Annotated in this window: 25 protein-coding genes and 1 pseudogene; 10 read left to right on the top strand and 16 right to left on the bottom strand. The window is 51.5% G+C overall.

Annotation, left to right across the window (positions count from 1 at the left end; all coding sequences use genetic code 11):
- Positions 1-361 precede the first annotated feature (361 nt).
- The 5 genes from ABLU73_RS08310 to ABLU73_RS08290 all read right to left on the bottom strand — a co-directional run bounded on the left by ABLU73_RS08310 (position 362) and on the right by ABLU73_RS08290 (position 5706).
- Complete coding sequence (locus tag ABLU73_RS08310) at positions 362-613, bottom strand: zinc ribbon domain-containing protein (RefSeq protein ID WP_004204679.1); 252 nt, start codon at positions 611-613, stop codon at positions 362-364.
- Positions 614-789: 176 nt separating this feature from the next.
- Positions 790-2187, bottom strand: a complete 1398-nt coding sequence (gene lpdA / locus ABLU73_RS08305; RefSeq protein WP_064150633.1) for a dihydrolipoyl dehydrogenase — start codon at positions 2185-2187, stop codon at positions 790-792.
- Entirely contained in the window at positions 2177-3712 is a 1536-nt protein-coding gene (locus ABLU73_RS08300) for a 2-oxo acid dehydrogenase subunit E2 (RefSeq protein WP_206339628.1), read from the bottom strand. The genes lpdA and ABLU73_RS08300 overlap by 11 nt, the downstream gene beginning before the upstream one ends.
- Before the next feature lie 3 nt (positions 3713-3715).
- Positions 3716-4735 carry an alpha-ketoacid dehydrogenase subunit beta gene (locus ABLU73_RS08295; protein ID WP_004178692.1) on the bottom strand — a complete coding sequence of 340 codons (1020 nt, stop codon included), beginning with the start codon at positions 4733-4735 and terminating at the stop codon, positions 3716-3718.
- Positions 4736-4746: 11 nt separating this feature from the next.
- Complete coding sequence (locus tag ABLU73_RS08290) at positions 4747-5706, bottom strand: thiamine pyrophosphate-dependent dehydrogenase E1 component subunit alpha (RefSeq protein WP_012737450.1); 960 nt, start codon at positions 5704-5706, stop codon at positions 4747-4749.
- Positions 5707-5959: 253 nt separating this feature from the next.
- Here ABLU73_RS08290 and ABLU73_RS08285 point away from each other — a divergent pair, with 253 nt between their 5' ends.
- The gene (locus ABLU73_RS08285; RefSeq protein WP_309297977.1) at positions 5960-8725 is read left to right on the top strand and encodes a LuxR C-terminal-related transcriptional regulator; all 2766 of its coding nucleotides are present in this window, start codon (positions 5960-5962) and stop codon (positions 8723-8725) included.
- A 186-nt stretch (positions 8726-8911) separates the two neighbouring features.
- Here the strand turns inward: ABLU73_RS08285 and ABLU73_RS08280 are convergent.
- The 8 genes and pseudogenes from ABLU73_RS08280 to ABLU73_RS08245 form a co-directional block, all read right to left on the bottom strand.
- Positions 8912-9070 (bottom strand): annotated as a pseudogene (locus ABLU73_RS08280) (DUF6538 domain-containing protein); the annotation flags it as partial.
- Between the two features lie 316 nt (positions 9071-9386).
- Positions 9387-9719 carry a TA system toxin CbtA family protein gene (locus ABLU73_RS08275; RefSeq protein ID WP_071994601.1) on the bottom strand — a complete coding sequence of 111 codons (333 nt, stop codon included), beginning with the start codon at positions 9717-9719 and terminating at the stop codon, positions 9387-9389.
- A 34-nt stretch (positions 9720-9753) separates the two neighbouring features.
- Positions 9754-10104: a type IV toxin-antitoxin system YeeU family antitoxin gene (locus ABLU73_RS08270; RefSeq protein WP_332951673.1), complete on the bottom strand. Its 351-nt coding sequence runs from the start codon at positions 10102-10104 to the stop codon at positions 9754-9756.
- 20 nt (positions 10105-10124) lie between these two features.
- The gene (locus tag ABLU73_RS08265; RefSeq protein WP_004129348.1) at positions 10125-10346 is read right to left on the bottom strand and encodes a DUF987 domain-containing protein; all 222 of its coding nucleotides are present in this window, start codon (positions 10344-10346) and stop codon (positions 10125-10127) included.
- A gap of 15 nt (positions 10347-10361) precedes the next feature.
- Complete coding sequence (gene radC, locus ABLU73_RS08260) at positions 10362-10835, bottom strand: DNA repair protein RadC (RefSeq protein ID WP_032410128.1); 474 nt, start codon at positions 10833-10835, stop codon at positions 10362-10364.
- Between the two features lie 70 nt (positions 10836-10905).
- Positions 10906-11727, bottom strand: a complete 822-nt coding sequence (locus ABLU73_RS08255; RefSeq protein ID WP_162897387.1) for a DUF932 domain-containing protein — start codon at positions 11725-11727, stop codon at positions 10906-10908.
- Positions 11728-11822: 95 nt separating this feature from the next.
- Complete coding sequence (locus ABLU73_RS08250) at positions 11823-12500, bottom strand: hypothetical protein (RefSeq protein ID WP_032410130.1); 678 nt, start codon at positions 12498-12500, stop codon at positions 11823-11825.
- Positions 12501-12783: 283 nt separating this feature from the next.
- The gene (locus tag ABLU73_RS08245) at positions 12784-13677 is read right to left on the bottom strand and encodes a GTPase (protein ID WP_348850130.1); all 894 of its coding nucleotides are present in this window, start codon (positions 13675-13677) and stop codon (positions 12784-12786) included.
- 97 nt (positions 13678-13774) lie between these two features.
- Here ABLU73_RS08245 and ABLU73_RS08240 point away from each other — a divergent pair, with 97 nt between their 5' ends.
- From ABLU73_RS08240 to ABLU73_RS08200, 9 genes are all read left to right on the top strand, one after another.
- Entirely contained in the window at positions 13775-14926 is a 1152-nt protein-coding gene (locus ABLU73_RS08240) for a hypothetical protein (RefSeq protein WP_348850128.1), read from the top strand.
- 400 nt (positions 14927-15326) lie between these two features.
- Complete coding sequence (locus ABLU73_RS08235; RefSeq protein WP_004129359.1) at positions 15327-15566, top strand: AlpA family phage regulatory protein; 240 nt, start codon at positions 15327-15329, stop codon at positions 15564-15566.
- A 277-nt stretch (positions 15567-15843) separates the two neighbouring features.
- Positions 15844-16422: an inovirus-type Gp2 protein gene (locus tag ABLU73_RS08230; RefSeq protein WP_071994602.1), complete on the top strand. Its 579-nt coding sequence runs from the start codon at positions 15844-15846 to the stop codon at positions 16420-16422.
- Positions 16423-16985: 563 nt separating this feature from the next.
- The gene (locus tag ABLU73_RS08225) at positions 16986-17309 is read left to right on the top strand and encodes a metalloregulator ArsR/SmtB family transcription factor (RefSeq protein WP_032410134.1); all 324 of its coding nucleotides are present in this window, start codon (positions 16986-16988) and stop codon (positions 17307-17309) included.
- A gap of 1 nt (position 17310) precedes the next feature.
- The gene (gene arsH / locus ABLU73_RS08220; RefSeq protein WP_032410135.1) at positions 17311-18024 is read left to right on the top strand and encodes an arsenical resistance protein ArsH; all 714 of its coding nucleotides are present in this window, start codon (positions 17311-17313) and stop codon (positions 18022-18024) included.
- 8 nt (positions 18025-18032) lie between these two features.
- Entirely contained in the window at positions 18033-18578 is a 546-nt protein-coding gene (locus tag ABLU73_RS08215; RefSeq protein WP_032410137.1) for a sigma-70 family RNA polymerase sigma factor, read from the top strand.
- 75 nt (positions 18579-18653) lie between these two features.
- The gene (locus tag ABLU73_RS08210) at positions 18654-19016 is read left to right on the top strand and encodes an arsenic metallochaperone ArsD family protein (RefSeq protein ID WP_032410139.1); all 363 of its coding nucleotides are present in this window, start codon (positions 18654-18656) and stop codon (positions 19014-19016) included.
- 20 nt (positions 19017-19036) lie between these two features.
- The gene (arsA, locus tag ABLU73_RS08205) at positions 19037-20794 is read left to right on the top strand and encodes an arsenical pump-driving ATPase (RefSeq protein ID WP_032410140.1); all 1758 of its coding nucleotides are present in this window, start codon (positions 19037-19039) and stop codon (positions 20792-20794) included.
- A gap of 124 nt (positions 20795-20918) precedes the next feature.
- Positions 20919-21455, top strand: a complete 537-nt coding sequence (locus ABLU73_RS08200; RefSeq protein WP_032410141.1) for a GNAT family N-acetyltransferase — start codon at positions 20919-20921, stop codon at positions 21453-21455.
- Positions 21456-21489: 34 nt separating this feature from the next.
- Here the strand turns inward: ABLU73_RS08200 and arsC are convergent, their stop codons facing one another.
- Genes arsC through arsA (ABLU73_RS08185) form a run of 3 tightly spaced genes read right to left on the bottom strand, consistent with a single transcriptional unit; the run spans position 21490 to position 25016 of the window.
- Positions 21490-21915 carry a glutaredoxin-dependent arsenate reductase gene (arsC, locus tag ABLU73_RS08195; RefSeq protein WP_044599771.1) on the bottom strand — a complete coding sequence of 142 codons (426 nt, stop codon included), beginning with the start codon at positions 21913-21915 and terminating at the stop codon, positions 21490-21492.
- 12 nt (positions 21916-21927) lie between these two features.
- The gene (arsB, locus tag ABLU73_RS08190) at positions 21928-23217 is read right to left on the bottom strand and encodes an arsenite efflux transporter membrane subunit ArsB (protein WP_023305191.1); all 1290 of its coding nucleotides are present in this window, start codon (positions 23215-23217) and stop codon (positions 21928-21930) included.
- A gap of 47 nt (positions 23218-23264) precedes the next feature.
- Positions 23265-25016 carry an arsenite efflux transporter ATPase subunit ArsA gene (gene arsA, locus ABLU73_RS08185; RefSeq protein ID WP_032410144.1) on the bottom strand — a complete coding sequence of 584 codons (1752 nt, stop codon included), beginning with the start codon at positions 25014-25016 and terminating at the stop codon, positions 23265-23267.

The raw sequence follows: 25016 nt of genomic DNA, 5'->3' as shown, positions 1-25016 counted from the left end.
TTTTAAATTAAATCTGTTCTCTTGCGTGATTAAATAACTAACACACGCGATAACTTATTGTCCAGTTGGTATCGTTGAAATGAGAGATTCATCACATCAATATGTTGTATTCCATGAGAAGTGCCGGGTTAAATACAGAAACAGAACCTTTAAAAACCAGGCAATAACGCATCCGGTCAAGGGTGAGAACGCCAGGCGTTTATTTCATCCGCATGAAGATCGCATCCATGCATGCCTATGCCTGCAGGTCGTCATCTACAACGCGCATTTATTCCTGTCCGGATGGCGTACAAAAACGCTATAGCAATGTTGTCGGCATGGCGATCTGTCCCTACTGATTTCATCCTGCCGCCCGGGCAAATTACTCATCCGCTTTGTGCGCCCAGGCAGGCATCGCCGTCAGATAACGTTTTGCCCGTTTCCGTGATTCCGCTACGCCCACCTTTTGCCAGGAGTCGAGAAAAGCCGCCAGACCGGATACGGCCTCTTCCCAGGATTTCAGATTACCGTCGCTGTCGCTGCAATACGCGCAATATTTATCGCTGGCCCCTTGCGCATCAGGTGCGGACATCGGCATTCCGCAGGCCTGGCAAAAACTTTCGTGCTGTGTCATAGATCGCCCCTCCTGTCGTTTGGTTGTCTACTAAATATACAGAATTTACGCATGGCGCTTAGCGTTTCAGATCAATAGATCCTGCCGTAACCGTTGTTGGGGATCTTCTGCCGGGGAGTGCGGGAGGGATAACGGGAACTTACTCCGTATCGCTCAGCTATCGCCTCCCTTATTTTTTATTGATGCAACGGTTGGTCGCAGGCCGCGAGTATGGATTCATGCATCGCTTCGGAAAGTGTCGGATGCGCAAAGATCATCGACAGGAGACTTTCGTCTGTGGCCTCCAGGTGACGGGCGATGCCAAAGCCCTGGATCTGTTCCGTGACCTGTGCGCCAACCATATGCGCGCCCAGCAACTCGCCGGTTTCAGCATCGAAAATCGTCTTCACAAAACCCTCTGTCTCGCCGCTGGCCAGCGCCTTACCATTGCTCTGATAAGAGAACTTACCGATCCTGACGGGCCGTCCCCTGGCCAGAGCCGTCGATTCCGTCAGGCCCAGACTGGCAACCTGAGGCCGGGCATAAGTGCAACCGGGCACATAGTCGCGATCAAGCGGATGGGCGCCTTCGATACCGGCCAGTGTCTCAACGCAGATCACGCCTTCGTGGCTGGCCTTGTGCGCCAGACACGGCGGGCCGGCTACATCGCCGATGGCATAAAGCCCGAATACGTTAGTGCGACAAGCCGCGTCCGTCTTGATAAAACCGCGGTCTAACTCAACGCCCAGCGTTTCCAGCCCCAGATCTTCAATATTCGGCTGTACGCCGACCGCCAGCAGCACACGTTCGACATCCTGGGAATATTCGCCGCCGGTGTTTTTCAGTGTGCAGCGCACCCCGGTATCGGTGAGCTGTACTTGCGTCACCAGGGTCTGGGTATGGACCTGAATACCGCGTTTTTCGAATGACTTACGCACTGCTGCAGACACCTCGGCATCTTCCACTGGCAAAATCTGCGAAGCCAGCTCGACCAGCGTTACTTTACAGCCCAGATCGTTATAAAGGCTGGCGAACTCGACGCCAATCGCCCCTGAACCGATGATTAAGAGCGACTTGGGCAATCGCTTAGGCCGCAGCGCCTCGAAATAGGTCCAGATATATTCGCCATCTGGCGTGATGCCTGGTAATGCGCGTGGCCGGGCGCCGGTTGCCAGGATCACGTGATCGGCCCGGTAATCGCGGGCTTCACCGCGGGCATCCTCGACCGTTATTTGCCCCTTGCCGCGCAGCCGCGCGGTGCCATCAATGACCTGCACGCCATTTTTCTTCAACAGGTACGCAACCCCTGCGGTGAGCTGTTGCGATACGTTACGGCTAAACTGCACCAGTTTTTGCAGATCGACGTTCACCTCGCCCACGCTGATGCCCAGCTGACTGGCATGGGTGATAGTGTGCGCAACCTCAGCGCCATGCAGCAGCGCCTTGGTTGGAATGCATCCCCAGTTCAGGCAGATGCCGCCCAGATGCTGTTTTTCCACTAATGCGGTACGAAGCCCTAGCTGACCGGCACGGATGGCGGCAACGTATCCCCCAGGACCACCGCCGATGATCAGCACATCGTATTTATCGTGCATAGCTCGTCTCCTGGATAAACATCAAGGTCGGGGTTTCAATCAGTCGCTTGAGTTCCCGGAGAAAAGCCGCACCTGCCGCGCCATCGATGACCCGGTGATCGCAGGATAGCGATACCGTCATTTGCTGGCGCGCGACGATTTGCCCGTCGCGTACTACCGCCCGGAGCTCGCCGGCGCCAATGGCGAGGATTGCGCTTTGCGGTGGATTGATGATGGCGTCAAACTGCCGGACGCCGAGCATTCCCAGATTTGACACGCTAAAGGTCCCGCCCTGGAACTCTTCCGGCTTCAGCGTGCCCGCTTTGGCTCTGGTCACCAGCGAGTGAATTTCGTTCGATATGTCGCTAATCGATTTCCGGTTCGCCGAGCGAACAATAGGGGTAATTAGCCCGGCGGGCAGCGCAACGGCCACCGAAATGTCGGCATCAGCAAAGCGGCGGATACTTTGTGTCGCTTCATCAAACTGGATGTTGACGTCAGGCACGGCCACCAGAGCCAGGGCGCAGGCCTTCACCAACAGGTCATTAACCGAAATCTTGACGCCGGGTACTTCGCGGTTAATGTCCTGACGTAACGCTAACAGTCGTTCCAGATCGAGATCGACGTTCAAACGGAAATGGGGAGACTGTTGCTTGGACGTTTGCAGGCGAGAAGCGATAGCCCGCCGCATACCGGACATCGGGATGCTCTCAAAGGGTGCCGGGGCACTCTCCTGCACAGGGCTGGTCTGCGGTTGCTCGTCGAGTAACAACGCCGCGGCCAGCACATCATCGCGACTCACCCGACCGCGTGAACCGCTGCTTCGGCAGTCATGTAAGTTGATACCCAGTTTGCCGGCCAGACGGCGCGCCAGCGGGGTAGCCGATACCTGGCTATCATCGGCATGCGAGCGGGGCGCTTTGCTGCGACGAACGGGGGGCGTCGGAGAGGCCAGACGACCGCCGGCGGCCACGATCGCGCTTTCCAGATCAGAAACAGAGATACGCTCCCCGCGCCCGCTGCCGCGGACTTTTTTCAGGTCGACACCCCAGCGGGCAGACAGTCTTAACGCATGGGGCGTGGCATTAACCTGAGTCACATCGGTCACGCCTTGCAGACTGACGGGGATATCGGTCTGCCCAACAGGGGGCTCGGGGCTGTTGGATGGCGGGGAAACAATGGAAGCTGGCTTAGCGCCTGCCTGTGCCGCTACGCCCGGCGCGGCAGACTCCGGGCCAGGGGCTGCGGGTTTCGCCGAAGCCAGGCTGGCAGCAAATTTGTCCAGTTCAGCATCGCTGACCGACGCGTCAGCCGCCAGGGCCAGCACGGCGCCTACCTGAAGCGTCTCACCCTCGCGGGCGATTATCCGACGTAACGTACCGGCAAAGGGTGCCTCCAGCACATTGACGATTTTACTGGTTTCAATCTCACAGATTTCCTGCCCTGGGGTGAAGCTGTCACCCTCCTGGATTGCCCACCGAGCGAGCAAGCCTTCCTCCATGGAAAGCCCCCACTTTGGCATTTCAAGCGTCTTGATTTCGCTCATAGGTTAATCCTCCAGCACTTGACGGACGGCGGCTTCGATACGTTCTACACCAGGGATCCAGAGTTTTTCGAGAGCAGGGGAGAACGGGACCGGCGTGTGTGGCGGCGTCACCAGCAGAACGGGCGCTTTGAGGAAATGGAATGCCTGGGACGCAATCAGCGCCGCGACATCATGAGCAAAACCGAAGCGTGCCGCGGATTCGTCGACAATCACGACCCGCCCCGTGGAAGCCACCGATTCCAGAATCCCTTCCTCATCCAGCGGCGAAATGGTTCGCGGGTCGACCACCTCGACCGAGATCCCCTCTTTGGCCAGCTTGTCCGCCACCTGGTTGGCTTTATGCACCATTGCCGACAGCGCAATGATGGTGACGTCCTCTCCTTCGCGGGTATAGTTGGCTACACCTAGCGGGATGGTATAGCTCTCGTCCGGTACCTCGCCCTTGAGGTCGTACAGCATTTTATGCTCGCAGAATACCACCGGGTCGTCGTCGCGAATGGACTGGATTAACAGACCCTTGACGTCATAAGGCGTCGAGGGCACCACCACCTTCAGCCCTGGGGTGGTGGCAAAGATATTATAGGGTGACTGTGAATGCTGGGCCGCGGCGGAAAACCCCGCGCCGATCATACCTCGCATCACCAGCGGAGCTCTGGCTTTGCCACCAAACATGTAGCGGAACTTAGCCGCCTGGTTGTACAGCGCATCGTGACTCACGCCAAAAAAATCCATGAACATCAATTCCGCGACCGGCCGCAGACCCGTCGCTGCGGCGCCGGCCGCCATACCGATGATGGCCGACTCGGTAATGGGCGTGTCGATCACCCGATCGGAGCCGAACTGCGTCCACAGCCCTTTAGTGACACCCAGCACACCGCCAAAGGCTTCTATTTTCGCCTCTTCGGGCGCATTTCCGCCATGACCGCCACGCAAGTCTTCACCGATGAGCACCACGCGTTCATCGCGTTCCATTTCCTGAGCCAGGGCTTCCTTGACCGCTTCACGATAGGTTTTTATTGTCATGGTTATCACCCTCAGTATGAGACGTACACGTCTGTCAGCAGGTCTTCCGGAGCCGGGTAGGCAGCGGCGCGGGCCTTCAATACGGCATCGTTGACCAGGGCTTCTACTTCCTCGTCAATCGCCGCCAGTTCTTCCTTGGTGATATGTTGCTTGACCTTAGCGGTGAAAATCTTCAGCGGATCATGTTGTTCACGCAGGCGTTGCACTTCACCTTCCGCGCGGTATAGCGCGGGATCGCCCTCAAAATGACCATGCCAGCGGAAGGCTTTGGCCTCAATGACGCTTGGGCCACCGCCTTCTCGCGCACGCTTGACCGCCTCTGAGGTTGCCTCATAAACGGCAAAGAAATCGGTGCCATCGACGGTCACTGCCGGCAGGCCGAAGCCAGCGGCGCGCCGGGCGATATCACGCCCACCCACGGCGTAGTCATGGCCGGTCCCTTCGCCGTAACCGTTATTCTCGAAAATAAAGACGGCTGGAAGCTGGAGCACGACGGCCATATTGATGGCTTCAAAGACCAGGCCCTGATTAGAACCACCATCGCCCGTAAAAGAGACACCGACGTTGCCGGTTTTTAGCGTCTTTGCCGTTAGCGCGGCGCCGATGGCCAGGGGAGGGGCTCCCCCAACGATAGCGTTCGCCCCCAGCATTCCTTTCGACAGATCGGCAATGTGCATCGACCCGCCCTTGCCGCGACATAACCCGCTGTCCTTACCGAATATTTCGGCCATCATGCCGTGAATGTCGCAACCTTTAGCAATACAGTGGCCATGTCCACGGTGTGTTGAACCAATAAAATCTGCGCTCGTTAAATTTTCGCAGACCCCCACCGCGATGGCCTCCTCACCGGTGTAAAGGTGAATGAAGCCCGGAATATCACCGCTGGTATTTTCCTGATGCAACCGCTCTTCAAATGTTCTGATCTCCCGCATCTTGCGGTAAGCCTGCAATAACGCCTGTTTGCTGAGCATCGTTTAATTCTCCTCAATAAAGGTCACCCAGGCGGGGCCAACAGACAGGGCGGATAACCCTGGCCACACCCATGCAATGAATCTACGAGCGGTTAAAGGGAGTGCGAAGCCACCTTCATGGGGGGGGTAGGTGGGGGTTTTCATGCTTGAGGTCAAACTTTCTAAATTTTGTGTAGCAATAAAGTTTGGCTGCCCCATGTCATCCCGGGGGCTGGCGTACAATTGAAAAAAACAAAGCGAGTAGACACCACGGATGAAGCCATTGGATTTAGAAGGTCGCCAATCACCCTCACTGGTCTCCGGGCCATTGCGGCTGACGCGAGGCTTGCCGCTAATCCTGACCAAATTCGTCCCGCCTCGCTCCTCAATACAATTGCTGGAGCGCCCCCGGCTGCTTCAGCTTCTCAGTCCCGTTCAGCAGTGCCGGCTGGGCGTCGTCTGCGCCGGCGCTGGATTTGGCAAAACCACGCTGTTGGCGCAATGGCATCAGCAGATGGTCGCCCAGGGCGAACGTATCGCCTGGCTGAGCCTCGATGAGGATGATGATGACGTATGGCAGTTTATTCCTTATCTGCTGCAAGCATTGCGTCCACTCTATGCTGACTGGGACGCCGATTTCTGGCGTGACATGGAAGAACAGAAGCTCTCCAGCTCCGAGCAACTGCTGGCCGGGCTCATTAACCAGCTACACTACTGCCCGCATGACGTGTACCTGATTATCGACGACTTCCACGTGATTAACGATCGTGGGGTCTATGAAGCGCTGGGGTATTTAATCAAGCATGCGCCTGCCGCCTTGCATCTGATCATTGGCAGCCGTTTCCACCCGAATCTTGCGCTGAGCCAGCTGCAGGCCCAGGACCAACTGGTGGAGATCTATGATCGAGACCTGCAATTCACGCTCGAAGAAACAAAACACTATTTTAGCCGCACGGTTGCGCTACCCCTCAGCAACCACCATGCACAGCGGCTACAGTCCGTGACAGAGGGCTGGATTGCAGGGATGAAGATCGCTTCATTGTCGGCAGAATTACAGCATGATCCCGAGCATCTGTTGCGCAATATGCATGGAGGAACACGGTCCATTGCTCGCTATCTGAAAGAGGTGGTACTGGACCCGCTGCCGGAAGAGGTTCTCGATTTCCTGGTGAAAACGTCCTTCCTCAGCCGGTTAAATGCCGAACTATGCAATGCAGTGACAGGACGTGATGATAGTAAAGCGATGCTGGCATGGATTGAGCGACACAACCTTTTTTTGTCAGCCCTTGACGAACAAGGCTACTGGTTCCGCTACCATCCTCTGTTGCAGGAAAATCTTCGGACTATGCTGCAGCAGAACAACGCTATTGATCGCAAACAGCTACATGAATTAGCCAGTCATTGGTTCGTCGAACAGAAGCTGTGGTCTGAGGCGGTACGCCATGCGCTCAGCGCAGGCAAGCCGGTGCATAGCCCCGTGCAGGATGGCGCAAGCGCTCAGTCACTGGCGGAAGAAGGGGATATCGATACCCTGATCTCATGGATGCATCATTTACCGCCCAGCACCGATCCTTCGCGCATTGACCTGCAAATTAACCTGGCCTGGGCACTGGCGCATTATTTCCACTTTGATGAGTCGAGGCAGCTGCTTGATAACCTCGATCAGATGGTACTTCATCATCGTGAGGATTTAACTCGCAGCACCTGGTGTAAATTGCGCGTTGTGCGGGCAATTTGCGAAGCCTTTGCGGAAAACATCCCGGAGAGTCTGGCTATTGTTCAGCCGTTGCTGGCCGAAGTGCCCTGCGGTGACACCTGGGTTGATGGTCTGATATGCAATATTCTCAGCTATTGCCATGTTGTTAACCAGCGCTATCACGACGCGCTGGAGGTTCAACAGCATATGCCCTCTCCGGAAAGTCCTTTAGATAATCTGTTTGTCTCGGTTTATCGCGCGTTTATCATTGCCCAGTGCCATCTTTGTCAGGGCGATCTGGGAAAAGCCGGGTGGTACGCAGAGAAAACGTTACGCCAGGCTGAATGTTATACCGGTACCCAGTCGACCAGTGGCGCGACGCTGGCGCCGCTGCTGGCGGAGATAGCCTATGAATGTCAGAGGGGGGACTCGCCCGAGCATCTGTTAGCCGATCGGCTCGAATTCATCGACCGATTCAGTCCACCCGACGCGCTGAGTCGTTGCTATACCTATCTCGCGCGTCAGGCCCTGGACGGCGATATGCCGTATGAGGCCGAGCGATTGCTGGAGCATGCGCAGCGTCTTGCGGTGTCTCGCGGCTGGCAACGGCTCCAGGCCATGATGTTAGCCGAGCAGGTGAGGGTGCGACTGCAGAGCGGCAATTTCACAGGCGCAGAGCAACTGCAGCGACAGCTTGAACAAATGTCCGCCAGCTTCAGAATGGATGCCGAACATCCCTGCCAACGCGCTATGGTTATGTCTGCATCCCTTAGCCGCAGCCGGCTTCTTCTCGCCAGAGGCCTGGCGCCGCAAGCCTGCATTCTACTGGCTGAGATGGTCTCCGATCAGGAAAGCCGGGGGGACAGGTTAACCGCAGCGCGTCTGCGTACGCTCTGGTCATTAGCCTTGTGGAGCAGCGGCAAAACTGCGGCAGCGCGCACGACATTTCAGCCAGTCGTGCAGCTGGCTGAACAACAGCATCTCAAGGGCCTCTTTCTTGAGGCTGGCGATACCTTGCAACCTTTGCTTGCCGGTATGAATGAAACCTCTTCGGCTTGTACAGAGGAAGGGATAGTCCATGAACCCTGGGCCGGCAAGCGCGCGCCTGCAGATGGAACACCGTTTAATAGTGGAAGCCCCGATATTCATGGGGAACTCAGCGAGCGAGAGTTGCAGATATTACAACTGATCGCTGAAGGTCAGATGAACAAAGAAATCGCTCGCTCCCTCGCTATTTCTGCCGAGACGGTCAAATGGCATATCAAAAACATCTACGCGAAGCTTAAAGTGAATAGTCGCACTCAAGCGATGAGCCGGGCGCTGGAGATGAAATTACTGGATTAACGGTTTGAACAGGGGGGGCTGGATACGAAATATTATTAAGACGGCATTGCTCATCGCCGCTTACGTTCCGGTGCTATGAGCCATGGATAGACGGGCTTTACGCATAGCGATCTCCATCGTTGGCAGATTGATTTTGCCGGATGATTTCTAAATATGAATGGCACGATTATGCGGGATACTTACAAATAGACCTGCGGCAATCGCTCTCGCTTTTCTGATGTCGTTTGTTTCTGTTGAAGCGTGAATCTCACGCTGTCCCGTGTAGAGACGGTATCGGGCGGGAACTGCAATACGGACAACATAAATACCGCTGCTACGGCGATACAGATTATCACGTTGAGCCATCGGCTGTATGACCTCTATGTAGTAGAGGCTACGCGATTTCACTCTGAATGAATTTAATATTAATTAAATCAATAAGATAGAAGTGAATAGTGCGATAATAGGAACATAACACACCACATAAAACAATTGATAAATATACACTTTTACTTGTTTCATCTTTATAAATGCCCCCATTTATGCCCCCATCTTGTTTTTTATGCGACTCGATGAGCCTTTCATCAAGTCGCTAATCCCACTAATATCTTCACAGACCGTATAAATTTTCTCAGCTATTGAAGTACACCTCACTGCCGCGGTCGGCTAAGAACAATATTACTTACCGATAAGGACAACTGTTCGTTAATCCACATTCTCTCCTGGCATGAAGGATATCTGTCACGGTCAAATATGGCACTTGTCCCTGTGAGCTAAATCCTCTGCGATCGATACGGATCAATTCGTACTTCTCCACCAGAAAATTAACGGCATCGACAAGCGTGATACCAGCTTCGATATGTCTTTTAAGAACAGCCTCATCGCTGAACGGCGTGTCATTTAAGGTCAGGCCATAGTGCTGCTCAAGTAGTCGAGCAAGCAGCATTTGCCAGACAACCACGGGTGATAAGCATGTCTGAACAGCCCGCTGGTTTATTGCAGGTAAAGTATTCATGAGTTGTTCTCGTAAAAGTGAGTTCTAAAGTTAATTAGCGTTGAGTAGGATAAATGGAGATATAGACGTGACCACAGGAACCCAGTGTATCAGCTTCGCAGGTCAGCCCCTTTGCATAGAGGGTGACGCAATGCTGGTGTCGGGGATTCAGTTCGCCGCTGGTAAGCATGAGCTCCGCCTGCTTCAGCAGAACAGGAAATGCCTGGTCAAGACGGAGCAAATCCGCTTTATTGAATAGGCCTATTATGCTGGCGCGGTCAGACAGGTAATGCAGGCGGTTACCTTCCTGGACCAGACGCGCACCAAAACAAGGAATGACATTACGATTCAGCCCCCACCAGGGCTCAGCGGTATCATCATTCACTGTGAGTGTCTTACTCGACATCTGAAGCTCCTTTAATAAGGTTAATTGAGAGTGACGCTGCGCAGAGAGACATACGGTCCGTTCCGGTCCTTGCGTCGCTCGGCAAAGACAGCCAGAACACCCTTGATATCCGGAACTTCACGACCGTAGTAATGGCAGACGCTCCCGGACCAGCAATATTTCCCGGTACAGAATTGAAACAATCGGGATTCAGGATGCAGACGATAAATTGCCATCGCCTGACGCTTACTGATGATTTTCATTAGCCCTTCCTCTTCTTATAGCCATCCATGCTCAGCAAACGACAACGCTTCACCATCACCAATGATGAAATGATCCAGTAGCCGGACATCGACCAGCCCCAGAGCCTCTATAATCCTGGACGTAATGGCTCTGTCAGCTTTACTGGCATCGGTAATGCCAGATGGGTGGTTATGGGAGATGATTACCGCAGCTGCATTATGACGCAGTGCAGATTTCACAATTTCGCGAGGATGAATTTCGGTATGGTTAATCGTACCGAGGAAGAGCGTTTCATGCTCCAGCAGACGATGTTGATTATCGAGATAGATAACAACAAAGACTTCGCGCTCCTGCTTTGCCAAATAGAGCTGTAACCAGTTTTTCGCGAAACTAGCGGCAAGGAACGACTCACTGGGCTGCCGCTGATATTTCTCCAGTAATCGCAGGGCACGACGGATGGTACGTTGCTCATTCATCGGGAAGACCGAAGGTAAAATCAGTTCGGACATGGCGGCTCCTTAAAAGAAAAAGCCCCGTAACAACCAGCTACAGGGCTATAAACAAACACGGAGATATCGTTCATGAGGCGAGATGCAGCATATTTTCTGCCATCACCCACAGAGCTCGATTCAGCTTCACATCACCATCAATACCTTTAATTGCACGTGTATGTGAGCGTCCTCCTTTTGCATTGTGACCGTTCAAACCACCTTTGATTAGGTTCTCCTGAATACGCTGATAAGTTGTCCAGAGATCTCCGGACTCATCCTGCCAGCGACGAGGGGCCAATAGCTGTGATTCCGTCACGGGCTGATGCTCCTCGCCAAAGCGATATGTCAGTGCAGCTTTTGCCAATGCCTGTTGTGCTGGTGGCGGAAGCATTAGTGACTGCATGGCGTCGCGTTTTTCCTCCACCCTGTCAAACACCCCAAGCACCTCGTAAGCCCCTTCGACAACCTTTTCCACCACGTTGCCCTTATGGGGCACTCGCACCTCTCCAAAGCTCTCGCCGCAAATCAGTCCGTTCTGACAGACCGCTCGGAACAGTCCCGGCAGCATCTGGTAGGAACTAGAACCGTCATGGCTGTTAAGCAGGATAATTTCCGGCACCTGTTTACCGGTAATCTGCCCTTCGCGGCGCAGACGTAGCATATGTTTGGTGTGTTCCCGCTTGTCGGGGTTACGCACACGGGTCTGGCAGGCAAAGAACGGCTGAAAACCTTCGCGCTGCAGGTTATCCAACAGAGTGATGGTCGGGATGCAGGTATAGCGCTCGCTGCGCGATTCATGCTTTTCCTCACTGAACACGCTGGGAACATAGTGAGCAAGTTCATCACGGGTTAAGGGACGGTCACGGCGAACAAGGTTCACCGCACCAAAGCGGGATGCTAATCGCATAATTCACTCCTTTGTGCGTTTATCGGTATAAAAAGAAAAGGCCACGCTCCCGAAGGAACATGGCCTTTAACATTAAAAATGGCGTGGCGGATAAGACGTTATTGCCCCATATATTCAACCCTGGCACTGGTGGCCTTACCATCAGCACCAACGGTCACCACCACCTTATCGTAGGTACGATACCCGGCATTGTAGACCTCATAAACCACAGTATTTCCCTCCACTTTGTAGCTGCCAAAATCAGCGGCCTCAGCCGTGTCACGGTCATACTCTTTCGTGTACGCTTCTTTGGCCGCTTTCATGACTGAGCCTTTGTTAATCTCCGTCGCTCGACTACCAGCACTGGCAGCAAGGCCAGATACGTATTTCGGGCAGACCGTCATCATGTCCCCGCGGGTGAATGTCAGTTGCGCACCAAAGACCTGAAGGGTCGATGTTTCCTGACCTGCAATCGAAGCAATTGCCTTTCTGGCGGCTGCAGGTGCCTGCCCACCTTCAACCTCAACAGCCTTAAATCCTGTTTGCTGGTTGCACAACTGAGACGTGGGTACCAGATTGCCGTTTACATTTATGCGACTCCCCATCAGCTCCTGCGGGCCATTGGGGCAGCCCTGCAACTGACCAAAGATGCCAATGGTATTGTTTTTCAGCATCACCAGTGCCTGACCATTATCGGTCAGCGTCTGACACCAGCCGTTTTTCACAGCCCAGTTACCCGCCTGAGCAGAAACCGAAACGGCTGACAAAACAAGTGCAATCACGGTCTGAATTTTCATATGTCACCTTATTAATGAATCAGAAGCGGCAACGGGGGACGCGGTACACAGAACCTGATGCACCTTTGTATCCGGACCATCATGTCAACGTCCCTGTGCGTCGTGCTCATGAACACTTTTGAGAAAGAAATATCCCTTTGCTTTGATAGGTAAAAGCGATCAATAGGGGCTTATACATCGATATTTTAATAGATAAAAACGATCGATATTCTATTATCGATCGTTTTTACAGATCAATATACTGTTTTTTGAATGTGGTAATTGAGGGGTAAAGCGGCAGATTTCAGCCAAATACTCGGTCCCATAATGTCGTGGCAAGTTGCACTAATTTTTGTCGGAGACTCCTTAACAGAGCAGTCCAGACAGAAGGCAGGTGGTCAGGATTAATCACAGAGTCAAAAGCCTTACCCGCTGCCTCACCAAACTGCTGCCGTACAGCGGCGTCAGTGCCCGGGGTCTGATGCTCTGGTTTCAGCTGGCAATACACGGCACTGCTGGCCTGTACGGGCAAGGCATGCACAATCAACTCCACTAGGGCGGGCAGGTTATAGCCGGTATGTGCTGAGACAGCCATGACCGGGAAAGAGGACGGCAACTGACCGGCAACCTGCGCACTGACTGCAGCCAGTGAAAAGCATTGCTCAGAAGAAGGTGATGCCTGCCAAGGCTCACCATCCCTTAGGGGTGGAATACGGTCGGCCTGAGTCAGTACAAACAGGAAACGTGAAGGGTCAGCACCGGCTTCCATCAGTGCCCTGTATGCCGTGATATCCGTTGCCCGGGCACGGTCATCGGCACGCAGTACCCAGATAATCAAATCCAGCTCTCCCAGCAACGCCTTATAGAGCGCCAGATATTCCTCGTCGTATTCTGGTGTCTCACCCACACCCGGTAAATCCACCAGTGTCATGCTGCGGTCACCAACGGTGAGTAACAGACGCTGGGGTTCGCGGGTGCAGCCTAGCAAATCACTGGTCAGACAAACGGGTTGCTGAAAAAGCGCGTTGCATAATGAACTCTTGCCCGCACCACTTTTGCCCATGATGCCTATCACGGGTTCATAGTTAATCGCCTCCTGGAGACGGAATAGAATACGTTCAGTAGCCTGCCGGGGTAAGAGATTGAGGCAGGTACGCACCGCATCACTGGTATCCTGCGGATCGGGGATTTGAGGCATGATTTACTCCTGTGGAAAAATAGCGCCGAAAAATGGTTAACCGTCTGTTCAAAGGAGTAATATAGGTTTAAATTTTTCTGGAATGAGGGAATATGAAATGGCTAAATGTGTACGAAAAAACTGCAAGCGTTTAGTGTCCCCATTACCTGAAGCAAAACGTAAAAGGCTCTGTAAAAAACATTATTTGCGCTTCTGCGAGCTGAGTGAACGCAAGAAAAAAGACCTTGTTTATCAGATTAATAAATATATCCCTCGTAAAATAAAACGATTAAAGAAGGGGCGAATTTACTATTGCGCATTCAATAGCAGGAGGGGATATGTCAGAAAGATATCTTCAATTGAAGATGCTGGATTAATAAGACAGGCCAGAGAGAAGCTTGTATTAATACGAAAAACACCGGCCTGGAGAAACACAGAAAGCTATGTACGCCGTATAAGAATCGGGTCAGAACTCCCTGTCTCATTAAATGAAGTAACGGAACTGTATAGTATCTACTCCTGGATTGATTTTTGTAAAAACAGCACGCTTTATGCAAAAAATCATCTTGGTGGCGGCGAAGGAAATTTAAAATTGCAACTTTATAAACTTCCGTTCCCAGGTAAGACAGAAGATTCCTCATCCCAACAAAACATTATTATACCTATTACTTTAAAAAACAAAGTAATTAATCAACTCGCAAAAAACCGCAACATCAGGGGTACTGCCAACATAAAAAAACCACTCAGCCTGTACAAATCTTTAATTGCGTTAGAGGATGAACGGTCTGTGGCATTAAAATTACTCCAATTAACAATTGAGACACCTTTACACCCTCACCAATATAGTAATAACCTACCATATCTTAGCCCTGGTGATGCTCCTCCATTATTTGGCCTCTTATTAAATGAACTGAAAAGATTGAATGTCATTGGTGTTAATGATTCGATGTTAAAACTCGCTAAAAAATATAAAAATGAATCCTTTACGTTAGAGTTGATAGCAATTTATATTATTTTTAACATAGCAAGAAATGGCACCCCTAAGGTTTATTCATTTTTATCAAACTTATTTGATAAAAATGGTTATTTGTACAGGTCCGTAATGATTACCTTCATGATGCTTGAGTTGGATTTGGATTCTTATTCTGAATTAGTAGGGTTTTACAACTCTTTCTTTAGTACGGATGTAATCAAAATCAAAGATAATATATTGCTATGGGCGTCAGGCAAGAAAGAAATACTCCCTTTTGAATACCGACCTGGAATTTAAGAATTAAAGGTATCTAACACCAATAAATCTGATGTCGATTGTCATTCTCATTTTTAAGTTTCGTTTTTTAAGCATGCGCGAAAAAAACGATCATGGCGGTGAAAGCCTCGTTAGCGCTATGACATAGCTTGCTATGCGCTAAACGCGCAGAGCTGTGAATCTCAACCTTGAGAGGTACTTCTGGAAAATCAACATAGCTTTACACAGTCTAAAATTTGCTTGCAGGCGGCTCGACAGGACTCTCTTAAGTACATCCTAAAAAAGGGGCTCATACTGAGCATAAAAGATATTAACTGTATTTTTTTACTGTTAAGTACCATGGTGTGAGGTGAATATCCAAGGTACCACTGGGTACCACGCATCGCCTCCCGAACTCACACTAAATTGCGGGAGCTTTTCCATGACAAACAAAACTCATCCGATATCATCCAGCACCCAGACAACCACATCTTTACTGAATGATCAGCTCGTTGATATGACGTTCATCACCGCCTATACAAACATGACAGACAAATGGTTCTACCGATTAATTTCAGAGAATGCGTTCCCTGCACCAATTAAGCTGGGTCGCAGTTCACGCTGGCTAAAAAGCGAAGTGGAAAAATGGATGCTGGATAGAATACAAGCATCTCGAGGTTAGAACCTTTAATGCTGGTGTTTTATACAGGAAGGCTACGTAATTTAATATAGGTTTTTTAATATAATTACACTCACTCTCATTTGTTCTTATATTCACCGCTTACTGTCAATGTCTCTTTTAAACACCCTCGCAAATACTATTGCAACAACCAACCTCATCTTTAAAGCAATAATTAATTTAAGCATCAACTCAGCATTGCCTTAAAAAAAGTCTTGCATGAAACATCACTAACTTAGTGCTTGCACTGACCTCTCTCATCATCAGCAGTGGAATAATCATGCTCAAAAATTCAGATAGAAATTTTAATGAAGACTGGTTCCTGGCTTCAGTTCTCAATGCACACATCGATGAAATGATAAACAGATACTCATGCCTTTTGGCATTACGCATGGATTTTTTCTACAAAAAGAAAAGTGCCAGGTATTCACACTTAAATCACCAAACACTTGAACATGACTTGCGTGTACTAATGGAGAAAATGACAAAAGAGAAAGGTGTGGTGGGCTATTTCTGGGTTGTCGAATGGACTGAACGACATAGATACCATGCGCATGTCGTATTCTGGCTGGACAGACAAAAAACACAGCACTCTTATCCCTTTGCCCTTACAGCAAATACACTTTGGGAGGAAATAACGCACCGGGACGGCGTATCGCACCGATGTGAATATCGGCCGCAGTATTCTGTAAATATCAATATACCTGTTCGGTATAACGATCCGGAAAGCATTAACAATATCCGTCATGTTCTGAGCTATCTGGCTAAGGAAGAACAAAAAGAAGGTTTGTGTGCATACGGCTGTAATGACGTTCCTCCACGCTCAGCGGCAGGGCGTCCACGTAAGCCAGGCCCCTGATCCTACGGCTACGCAACTGGCTCGGCCATCCTGTACAAACCCCGTTATTACGGCGATAAATAATGTCCTCGCAGTCGTGACTGAACCTGCCCCTGGAAGCCTGACGTTCCGACCTTTACTGAATCAACAATTCACAACTCCATTTATACCCGACAGCTTACCTGTCGGGTATTTCTCATACCTGTCAAACAAGAGAAATCAAAAATGAAACAGCATAGAACACAATCGCGGTAAAAGTGGCGGAATACCGTTTACACATCACCCGGCTAAGGGTCTGCCGGGATAGCCTGGCTGGATGTTGCAGTGATGCCGAGCGGCGTGGCTGGCGTTTGAGAGCACTTGAGCAGTTAAGTACAGCCTCATCGCTCTACTGCCAAAGGGCTAACTCTGCCGATACCAGCAGTGGAACAGCCCTTCAACTCAGGTTTAGCATCGTGACCACTGGAACCTCCGTTGCAAATTAAGTCGTTTCTCCAGTTTGGCTCTCAGGCATGTTGACTATGGTTTCCTGGGAAAATAAGTTATTATTTCCATAATTCCGGAGATATAGAAATGAGATGCAAATGGAGCTTTCGAAAGCAGCAGAAACCCTGAAAGAGCTGGGTCATCCTACGCGCCTGAGCTTGTATAGAGAGCTGGTTAAAGCCGGGCATGAAGGTTTACCTGTTGGCGAGCTGCAGAAGCGGCTCGAAATCCCAGCGTCTACGCTGAGCCATCATCTTTCCTCGTTGATATCAGTTTCTCTGATACGACAGGAACGTCAGGGCAGAACGCTCTTTTGCCATGCTCGATATGAAAACCTTGAGGCTCTGATTGCCTTCCTGACCGAAGAATGCTGCTCAGGAACTGACGACTGCCTCACCATGCCCCAGAAGACGGAGAACTAAAATGACAGGTGATCTTAAGAATGTTGATTCGGGTTTGTTCGACACCTCAATCACAGAGGCAAGATTCGGTGTTCCTGCCGTTCCCCATCCTCCACGTATCCTCATGTTGTACGGCTCTGTGCGCGAACGTTCCTATAGCCGACTGGCAACGGAAGAAGCGGCAAGGTTACTGACCGCAATGGGCGCAGACGTGCGGATCTTCAATCCTTCTGGCTTGCCTCTTCCTGATGATGCACCTGACTCGCATCCTAAAGTCATGGAACTGCGCGAGCTGGTTCGTTGGTCCGAAGGGATGGTGTGGTGTTCCCCTGAACGCCATGGTGCGATGACCGGCATCATGAAGGCCCAGATTGATTGGATACCGTTATCAGAAGGTGCAGTTCGCCCTTCGCAGGGTAAGACGCTGGCCGTAATGCAGGTCTGCGGTGGCTCTCAGTCTTTCAATGCCGTAAACCAGATGCGCATTCTTGGCCGCTGGATGCGGATGATCACCATCCCGAATCAGTCCTCTGTCGCAAAAGCCTGGCAGGAGTTTGATGAAGATGGACGCATGAAGCCGTCGTCTTATTACGACCGGATCGTGGATGTGATGGAAGAACTGGTGAAATTTACTCTGCTGACCCGAGGTAACTCAGCCTATCTCGTTGATCGCTACAGCGAACGAAAAGAGTCAGCAGAAGAACTTTCCCGGCGGGTTAATCAGAGCAAAATCTGAGGGCTGGTATGAGTGATATAACGGCATTCAACAACTGCATGAGCGTGTTCTGGCGGCAACATGAAGCCGAACTCTCTCGCTTCCTGACATCGAAGACAGGTGATAGCGAAAAAGCAGCCGACCTTCTGCAAGAGCTATTCCTGCGTGCCCGCGCTCATTCAGACAGTTTCTGCGAGATGGAGAATCCGCGAGCCTGGCTATATCGGGCGGCGAGGAATCTGCTGATTGATGAGTACCGCACCACCAGGGAGTTTGTTGAGCTGGAAGAAGATGCCCTATTAACAGACGCATCCCCTGATGCAATCTCAATGCTGGGTATATGCCTGCCTGAAACATTACAGGCTTTACCCGAAGATGAGCGGTGGTTGATTGAAGAGTCCGACCTTAACCGGCGTCCCCAGCAGTCTCTGGCCGATGAACTGGGAATCACGCTTACGGCGTTTAAATCCCGTCTGCTTCGGGCCAGGAAGCACCTGAAAGAAACGATGACAGAACTTTGTCAGATTGAGGCGGATGACACGTCTCCCGTCTGCTGCCACAAAAAAATGAATTAATCGCGCATCTTTTTCCCACCACCTTCGTTTACCTCAGTGTAAAGCCAAATGACTAAACACAGAGGTAAACAGTCCATGTCAAAAATTGAGATCTTTGAAGCTGCAGGCTGCTGCGCAACCAGTAGCGTTGTGGTCAGTGACGAAGCCGTCAAATGGAACGCCAGCGCCGAATGGGCGAAAAAAAATGGCGTTGATATTCAGCGCTACAGCCTCGCGAAGAATCCGCAGCAGTTCCTGAATACGCCTGTCATCAAAGAGTTCCTGAACACATCAGGGATGGAATCCCTTCCTGTCACCTTACTTGACGGCAAGCTGGTAATGGCAGGCAAACTGCCGACTCGTGAAGATATCGCCCGTTGGGCCGGTATTCAGCTTCCTCAGGACTGGAGTGAAGACAGCGCGGAACCAAGCTGCTGCTGCATTCCACGTATGCCTTAATTCCAGAGGAGCTATCGCTGATGAATATGCCATTTTTAAAAGACATTCCCCCGTTCATCTTCTTCACCGGTAAAGGTGGCGTGGGTAAAACATCCCTCGCTTGTGCTACTGCGGTGTGGCTGGCCGATCAGGGTAAGAGAACGCTTCTGGTGAGTACCGATCCGGCTTCCAATGTCGGTCAGGTATTTAGCCAGACTATCGGCCACCGAATAACAGATATCAGTACCGTCCAAAATCTTGCGGCGATGGAAGTTGACCCGATGGCTGCAGCACAAGCCTATCGTGACCGAGTGCTCGACCCTGTTCGCGGGCTGATGCCTGCCGATGTAGTCAGCAGTATTGAAGAGCAACTCTCCGGTTCTTGTACTACGGAAATCGCGGCATTTGATGAGTTTACTGGTCTTCTTACCAACCATGAGTTGCGGGAAAAGTATGACCATATCGTATTTGATACCGCGCCAACCGGTCACACTATCCGCATGCTTGAGTTGCCGGGGGCCTGGAGCGGTTATCTCGAAGCGAACCCTGATGCCGCCGCTAACCTCGGGCCGCTGGTGGGGCTGGAGAAACAACAGCACCAGTACTCAGACGCGGTTAAGGCTCTCTCTGATGCTGCACTCACGCGTCTGGTTCTGGTTGCCCGTGCCCAGGTTTCGACACTAAAAGAGGTTTCCCATACGCATGATGAGCTGTCTGCTATCGGTTTGCAGCATCAACACCTTGCCATTAATGGTGTCTTGCCACCATTTGTGGGTGAGAATGATCCGCTGGCGCAAAGTATTTTGGCTCGGGAGGGAAAAGCACTACTTGCTATGCCAGAGAATCTGGCGAACCTTCCCCGCTCGCAGCTGTTTCTGAAGCCATTTAATCTGGTCGGTCTCGAAGCCTTGCGTGAGTTATTTACAGAGAGCGAAGCCTCGATGTCTCTCCCAACTACCACGCTAAATACTCTGGATTTACCGAAACTTGCCTCATTGGTGGATGAACTCAGCCTGACAGGTAAAGGTCTGGTAATGACGATGGGTAAAGGCGGTGTGGGCAAAACGACTGTTGCGGCATCGGTGGCGGTATCTCTGGCAAAACGCGGCCATAAAGTCCATCTGACGACGTCCGATCCGGCAGCACATCTGTCTTATACGCTGGATGGCTCGCTACCAAACCTTCAGGTCAGCCGTATTGACCCGAAAGTAGAGACAGAACGCTATCGTCGCTTTGTTCTGGAAAATCAGGGGAAAGGGTTAGATGCAGAAGGGCTGGCGGTGCTGGAGGAAGATCTCCGCTCACCATGTACTGAAGAGATCGCCGTCTTCCAGGCATTCTCGCGGATCATCAAAGAGGCAGACGATCATTTTGTCATTATGGACACAGCACCAACAGGCCACACGCTTCTGCTACTGGATGCAACAGGAGCCTATCACCGGGAAATGGTGCGCCAGATGGGGCAAACGCATGACAATGTGTTGACGCCAATGATGCAATTGCAGGACCCGGAGAAGACGAAGGTGATTATCGTGACGCTTGCCGAAACGACACCTGTACTGGAAGCAGCAAACCTGCAGCAGGATTTGCGTCGGGCTGAAATTGAGCCATGGGCATGGGTAATTAATAGCAGTCTGGCTGCTGCGAAACCGTCCTCACCGTTCCTCGTAACCCGAGCAAGTCGCGAACTGTCATTGATAAATGACGTTATAGAGCAGTATGCAAAGCGTATTGCATTAACGCCACTGCAGAATGAAGAACCTGTGGGTACGGCTCTGCTGGCAGAAATGGCGGGCTAATAGATGGGGCTGCGGCCCCATTTACTGCAGCCAAACTTTTGCTTATACAGGTTATAAGTTTAAGTACTTAACCTGCTGTCGCGAATTCCGGTAGTTTGTAAAACACCATTACTGGAGCAATTCGATGCACATTATTAAAGCTGAAGAACAGCACATTACCGCGATACGCAATATCTATGCTCACCATGTTCTGCATGGTACAGGTAGCTTCGAAACCGAACCTCCGGATACGCAGGAAATGCTTAACCGACTGAGGAGCATTCAGTCTCGGGGATTCCCTTGGTATGTCGCTCTGCATGGCGATACGGTCATCGGCTACTGTTATATTTCCCGTTACCGTGAACGCCATGCCTATCGGTATACGGTCGAAAATTCGATATATATTGATTCGGCTTATCAGCGACAGGGCGTCGGAAAAGCACTGCTCGATCATGCATTAAAATGGGCCGAGTCCGAAGGCTATCGCCAGATGATTGCTGTTGTGGGTGACAGCGCTAACGTCGCTTCTGTAGCGCTTCATATCCGCGCAGGATTTACTGAAATAGGTACATTAAAGGACATTGGTTTCAAACATGGCCGCTGGCTTGACACGGTTTTGCTGCAAATGAAACTTGGTGAAGGAAATAGTACTCTGCCAGAAGATTCAGATCTTATGCTCTGAGGCAGGAATAAGGGGGCGTCTGCCCCCTTTATGTTTATTTCAATCGCTTACCTGTTTCATCAACGACTTTCTCGCCGTCTTCCTTAGCAAATGCGCCTTTTTGCGCATCCGGAAGAATATCCAGTACCACTTCGGAAGGGCGGCAAAGGCGCGTTCCCAACGGTGTTACCACAATCGGGCGGTTAATCAGGATCGGATGCTGAAGCATAAAATCGATTAACTGCTCGTCAGTAAACTTGTCTTCGGCAAGCCCCAGTTCTTCATAAGGCTCGACATTTTTACGCAGCAGCGCCCGTACTGTAATCCCCATATCTGCGATAAGTTTGACCAACTCATCGCGTGACGGTGGATTTTCAAGGTAATGAATGACTGTCGGTTCATTACCGCTGTTGCGGATCATCTCCAGCGTATTACGCGACGTGCCGCAGGCTGGGTTGTGATAAATGGTGATGTTGCTCATATCAGTATCTCATTACAAAGTGAAAGAGAGACGTAGCGCCAGCGCGGCTAGCGTTACAAACAGCACAGGCAGAGTCATGACGATCCCGGTGCGGAAATAGTATCCCCAGGTGATGGTCATATTCTTCTGTGAAAGGACATGCAGCCAGAGCAGCGTTGCCAGGCTACCAATAGGTGTAATTTTCGGGCCCAGATCGCAGCCAATCACGTTGGCGTAGATCATCGCTTCTTTGATAACGCCTGTTGCGGTGCTTCCATCGATAGAAAGAGCGCCAACCAGCACGGTAGGCATGTTGTTCATGATGGAAGACAGGAAAGCCGTCAGGAAGCCAGTACCCAGCGTCGCAGCCCAGAGTCCTTTATCCGCCAGTACGTTCAGCACACCGGAAAGGTATTCGGTTAGCCCGGCGTTGCGCAGACCGTAGACCACCAGATACATCCCCAATGAGAAGATGACGATCTGCCATGGCGCACCGCGCAGCACTTTGCCAGTGTTAATGGCATGGCCTCGTTTCGCCACCGCAAACAGAATGACAGCTCCTACAGCAGCAATCGCGCTGACCGGGATACCCAACGGCTCAAGGACGAAAAAGCCAACCAGAAGAAGGATCAACACTATCCAGCCGGTTCTGAAGGTTGCCAGATCTTTAATCGCCTTTGCCGGTGCTTTAAGGAGAGCCAGGTCGTAAGTCGGTGGAATATCTTTGCGGAAGAACAGATGCAGCATCACCAGCGTGGCGATAATAGCGGCAATATCCACCGGCACCATCACCGACGCATATTCGGTGAATCCCAGACCAAAGAAGTCCGCCGAGACGATATTCACCAGGTTCGACACGATAAGCGGCAGGCTGGCCGTATCGGCAATAAACCCGGCAGCCATGACAAATGCCAGTGTCGTGCCTTTGCTGAACCCTAATGCCAGTAGCATGGCGATGACAATTGGAGTAAGAATCAATGCCGCACCATCGTTGGCAAACAATGCCGCCACCGCTGCACCTAGCAGGACGATATACGTAAAGAGCAAACGGCCACGACCGTTACCCCAGCGCGAAACATGCAATGCCGCCCATTCGAAAAAGCCTGATTCATCAAGCAGCAGGCTGATAATAATCACGGCAATAAAGGTCGCCGTCGCGTTCCAGACGATATTCCACACCACCGGAATATCGCCCACATGCACAACGCCAGATATCAGAGCCAGTCCCGCGCCCAGCATTGCACTCCAGCCGATCCCTAATCCCTTTGGTTGCCAGATAACCAAAACAATGGTCAGGACAAAAATAGCGCCTGCCAGTAACATAAAACCTCCTGACAGGGCGACTTTGTCGCCCTGTATATGCCAAAAAATTAACTCATCAACTCTCTGAGCTTTTCAATACCGGCGGGCTCTGACGCCAGTACCGGAACGAGCGCTATACGGGTAGCGTGCTGATTCTTAACAGCCTCAATCTGAGGCAGTTCCTGCTGGGCGCGCTGGCAAAGCAACGGAGAACGCGTATCCGCAATGGAAAGGCTGTTATTGATAATCCAGCCCCACGGATGAATCCCCGCTCTTTCAAGGTCAGCCTGCAGGTTTGCCGCTTCCAGCACCGGTGTGGTTTCAGGAAGCGTAACCAGCAGAACTTTGGTTCTATCCGGGTCCTGAAGCTGCATCATTGGGGTAGTAAAATGACCTTTACTCCCCATTTTCTTGGCAATCTCTCGGTGGTAAGCCCCAGTCGCATCCAGCAGCAACAGCGTGTGTCCGGTAGGGGCGGTATCCATGACAACAAACCGTTTACCCGCTTCACGAATCACCCTGGAAAAGGCCTGAAACACGGCAATTTCTTCAGTACAGGGAGAGCGCAAATCCTCTTCCAGTAGCCGTTTCCCTGCTTCGTCCAGATCTCTTCCTTTCGTCTCAAGAACATGCTGGCGATAGCGTTCGGTTTCATCGTGAGGGTTGATGCGGCTGACCTGAAGGTTTTTGAGGCTGCCGTTCAGCGTTGTACTCAGGTGCGCAGCAGGATCAGAGGTCGTGAGATGCACGTCAAATCCCATGTCTGCCAGCCTTACGGCGATGGCAGCAGCCATCGTGGTTTTCCCTACGCCACCTTTGCCCATCAGCATAATCAGGCCGTGTTCGCTGCGAGCGATATCATTGACCAGGCCAGAGAGCGATAAATTTTCAGGCGTGTACTGGATGTTCGTTACCGGGAGCGGTAATGCCTCAGAACCGGTATCCAGCAGTCCCTTCAATGCTGAAACACCAACCATATTGACTGGCTGTAGTAATAGGGTATCTGTCGGTAGCCCAGATAAACCGGCAGGAAGATTTGCCAGTGCCTCCTGCTCACGTTGCCAAATCGCAGCGGCCAGGGCGTCATGTTCAGTTTCGGCTTTAGGCAGCACACCATTAATCACCAGGTATTGGTTTTTCAGGCCAATTGCGGCGAGTTCTTCATGGGTGCGGGCGACTTCCTGCAGCGTAGATTTTTGCAGTCGTGCAACCAGAACCAGGCGGGTACGTTCAGGATCGGACAACGCCTCTACTGCATGAGCATACTGCTCACGCTGCTTTTCCAGCCCGGCCATTGGGCCAAGACAGGAAGCACCATCTGGATTACTTTCAATGAAGCTACTCCAGGCACCGGGAAGCTGGAGAAGGCGAATCGTGTGGCCCGTCGGCGCTGTATCAAAAATGATGTGATCGAAACGGGTCAGCAGGGAAGCGTCTGTCAATAAGCCGGTGAACTCATCAAACGCCGCAATCTCAGTCGTACAGGCTCCTGAAAGCTGCTCGCTGATACTGTTAACAACATCATCAGGCAGAAGACCTTTGATAGGATCAACGATTCTGGCGCGGTATTGCTGGGCGGCTTCCTGCGGGTCAATCTCCAGAGCAGAAAGCCCAGGAACTGCCGTCACAGGGCGAATGGTATTACCGATAGCCTGATCGAATACCTGACCGACATTGGAGGCCGGATCGGTACTGACCAGCAAAACCCGCTTACCCTGTTCAGCAAGGCGGATTGCCGTCGCGCAGGAAATAGAAGTTTTACCTACACCTCCCTTACCGGTAAAAAACAGGTAAGGCGGGATATTCTGTAAGAATTTCAT

It is taken from the genome of Klebsiella sp. GG_Kp175, assembly GCF_040062325.1.
In the GTDB taxonomy this organism is placed as follows: Bacteria; Pseudomonadota; Gammaproteobacteria; order Enterobacterales; family Enterobacteriaceae; genus Klebsiella; species Klebsiella quasipneumoniae.
This window is presented reverse-complemented; position numbering and strand designations above follow the sequence as displayed.

Excerpts from the sequence above, each read along its gene's own strand:
- arsA (WP_032410144.1), bottom strand. The coding sequence starts at position 25,016 with ATGAAATTCTTACAGAATATCCCGCCTTACCTGTTTTTTACCGGTAAG.
- ABLU73_RS08310 (WP_004204679.1), bottom strand. The coding sequence starts at position 613 with ATGACACAGCACGAAAGTTTTTGCCAGGCCTGCGGAATGCCGATGTCC.
- ABLU73_RS08235 (WP_004129359.1), top strand. The coding sequence starts at position 15,327 with ATGACAAACAAAACTCATCCGATATCATCCAGCACCCAGACAACCACA.
- arsB (WP_023305191.1), bottom strand. The coding sequence starts at position 23,217 with ATGTTACTGGCAGGCGCTATTTTTGTCCTGACCATTGTTTTGGTTATC.
- lpdA (WP_064150633.1), bottom strand. The coding sequence starts at position 2,187 with ATGCACGATAAATACGATGTGCTGATCATCGGCGGTGGTCCTGGGGGA.
- arsH (WP_032410135.1), top strand. The coding sequence starts at position 17,311 with ATGACAGGTGATCTTAAGAATGTTGATTCGGGTTTGTTCGACACCTCA.
- ABLU73_RS08290 (WP_012737450.1), bottom strand. The coding sequence starts at position 5,706 with ATGCTCAGCAAACAGGCGTTATTGCAGGCTTACCGCAAGATGCGGGAG.
- ABLU73_RS08200 (WP_032410141.1), top strand. The coding sequence starts at position 20,919 with ATGCACATTATTAAAGCTGAAGAACAGCACATTACCGCGATACGCAAT.
- ABLU73_RS08225 (WP_032410134.1), top strand. The coding sequence starts at position 16,986 with ATGGAGCTTTCGAAAGCAGCAGAAACCCTGAAAGAGCTGGGTCATCCT.
- ABLU73_RS08210 (WP_032410139.1), top strand. The coding sequence starts at position 18,654 with ATGTCAAAAATTGAGATCTTTGAAGCTGCAGGCTGCTGCGCAACCAGT.
- ABLU73_RS08215 (WP_032410137.1), top strand. The coding sequence starts at position 18,033 with ATGAGTGATATAACGGCATTCAACAACTGCATGAGCGTGTTCTGGCGG.
- ABLU73_RS08230 (WP_071994602.1), top strand. The coding sequence starts at position 15,844 with ATGCTCAAAAATTCAGATAGAAATTTTAATGAAGACTGGTTCCTGGCT.
- ABLU73_RS08245 (WP_348850130.1), bottom strand. The coding sequence starts at position 13,677 with ATGCCTCAAATCCCCGATCCGCAGGATACCAGTGATGCGGTGCGTACC.
- arsC (WP_044599771.1), bottom strand. The coding sequence starts at position 21,915 with ATGAGCAACATCACCATTTATCACAACCCAGCCTGCGGCACGTCGCGT.
- arsA (WP_032410140.1), top strand. The coding sequence starts at position 19,037 with ATGAATATGCCATTTTTAAAAGACATTCCCCCGTTCATCTTCTTCACC.
- ABLU73_RS08275 (WP_071994601.1), bottom strand. The coding sequence starts at position 9,719 with ATGAATACTTTACCTGCAATAAACCAGCGGGCTGTTCAGACATGCTTA.
- radC (WP_032410128.1), bottom strand. The coding sequence starts at position 10,835 with ATGTCCGAACTGATTTTACCTTCGGTCTTCCCGATGAATGAGCAACGT.
- ABLU73_RS08265 (WP_004129348.1), bottom strand. The coding sequence starts at position 10,346 with ATGAAAATCATCAGTAAGCGTCAGGCGATGGCAATTTATCGTCTGCAT.
- ABLU73_RS08270 (WP_332951673.1), bottom strand. The coding sequence starts at position 10,104 with ATGTCGAGTAAGACACTCACAGTGAATGATGATACCGCTGAGCCCTGG.
- ABLU73_RS08285 (WP_309297977.1), top strand. The coding sequence starts at position 5,960 with ATGAAGCCATTGGATTTAGAAGGTCGCCAATCACCCTCACTGGTCTCC.
- ABLU73_RS08240 (WP_348850128.1), top strand. The coding sequence starts at position 13,775 with ATGGCTAAATGTGTACGAAAAAACTGCAAGCGTTTAGTGTCCCCATTA.
- ABLU73_RS08295 (WP_004178692.1), bottom strand. The coding sequence starts at position 4,735 with ATGACAATAAAAACCTATCGTGAAGCGGTCAAGGAAGCCCTGGCTCAG.
- ABLU73_RS08250 (WP_032410130.1), bottom strand. The coding sequence starts at position 12,500 with ATGAAAATTCAGACCGTGATTGCACTTGTTTTGTCAGCCGTTTCGGTT.
- ABLU73_RS08300 (WP_206339628.1), bottom strand. The coding sequence starts at position 3,712 with ATGAGCGAAATCAAGACGCTTGAAATGCCAAAGTGGGGGCTTTCCATG.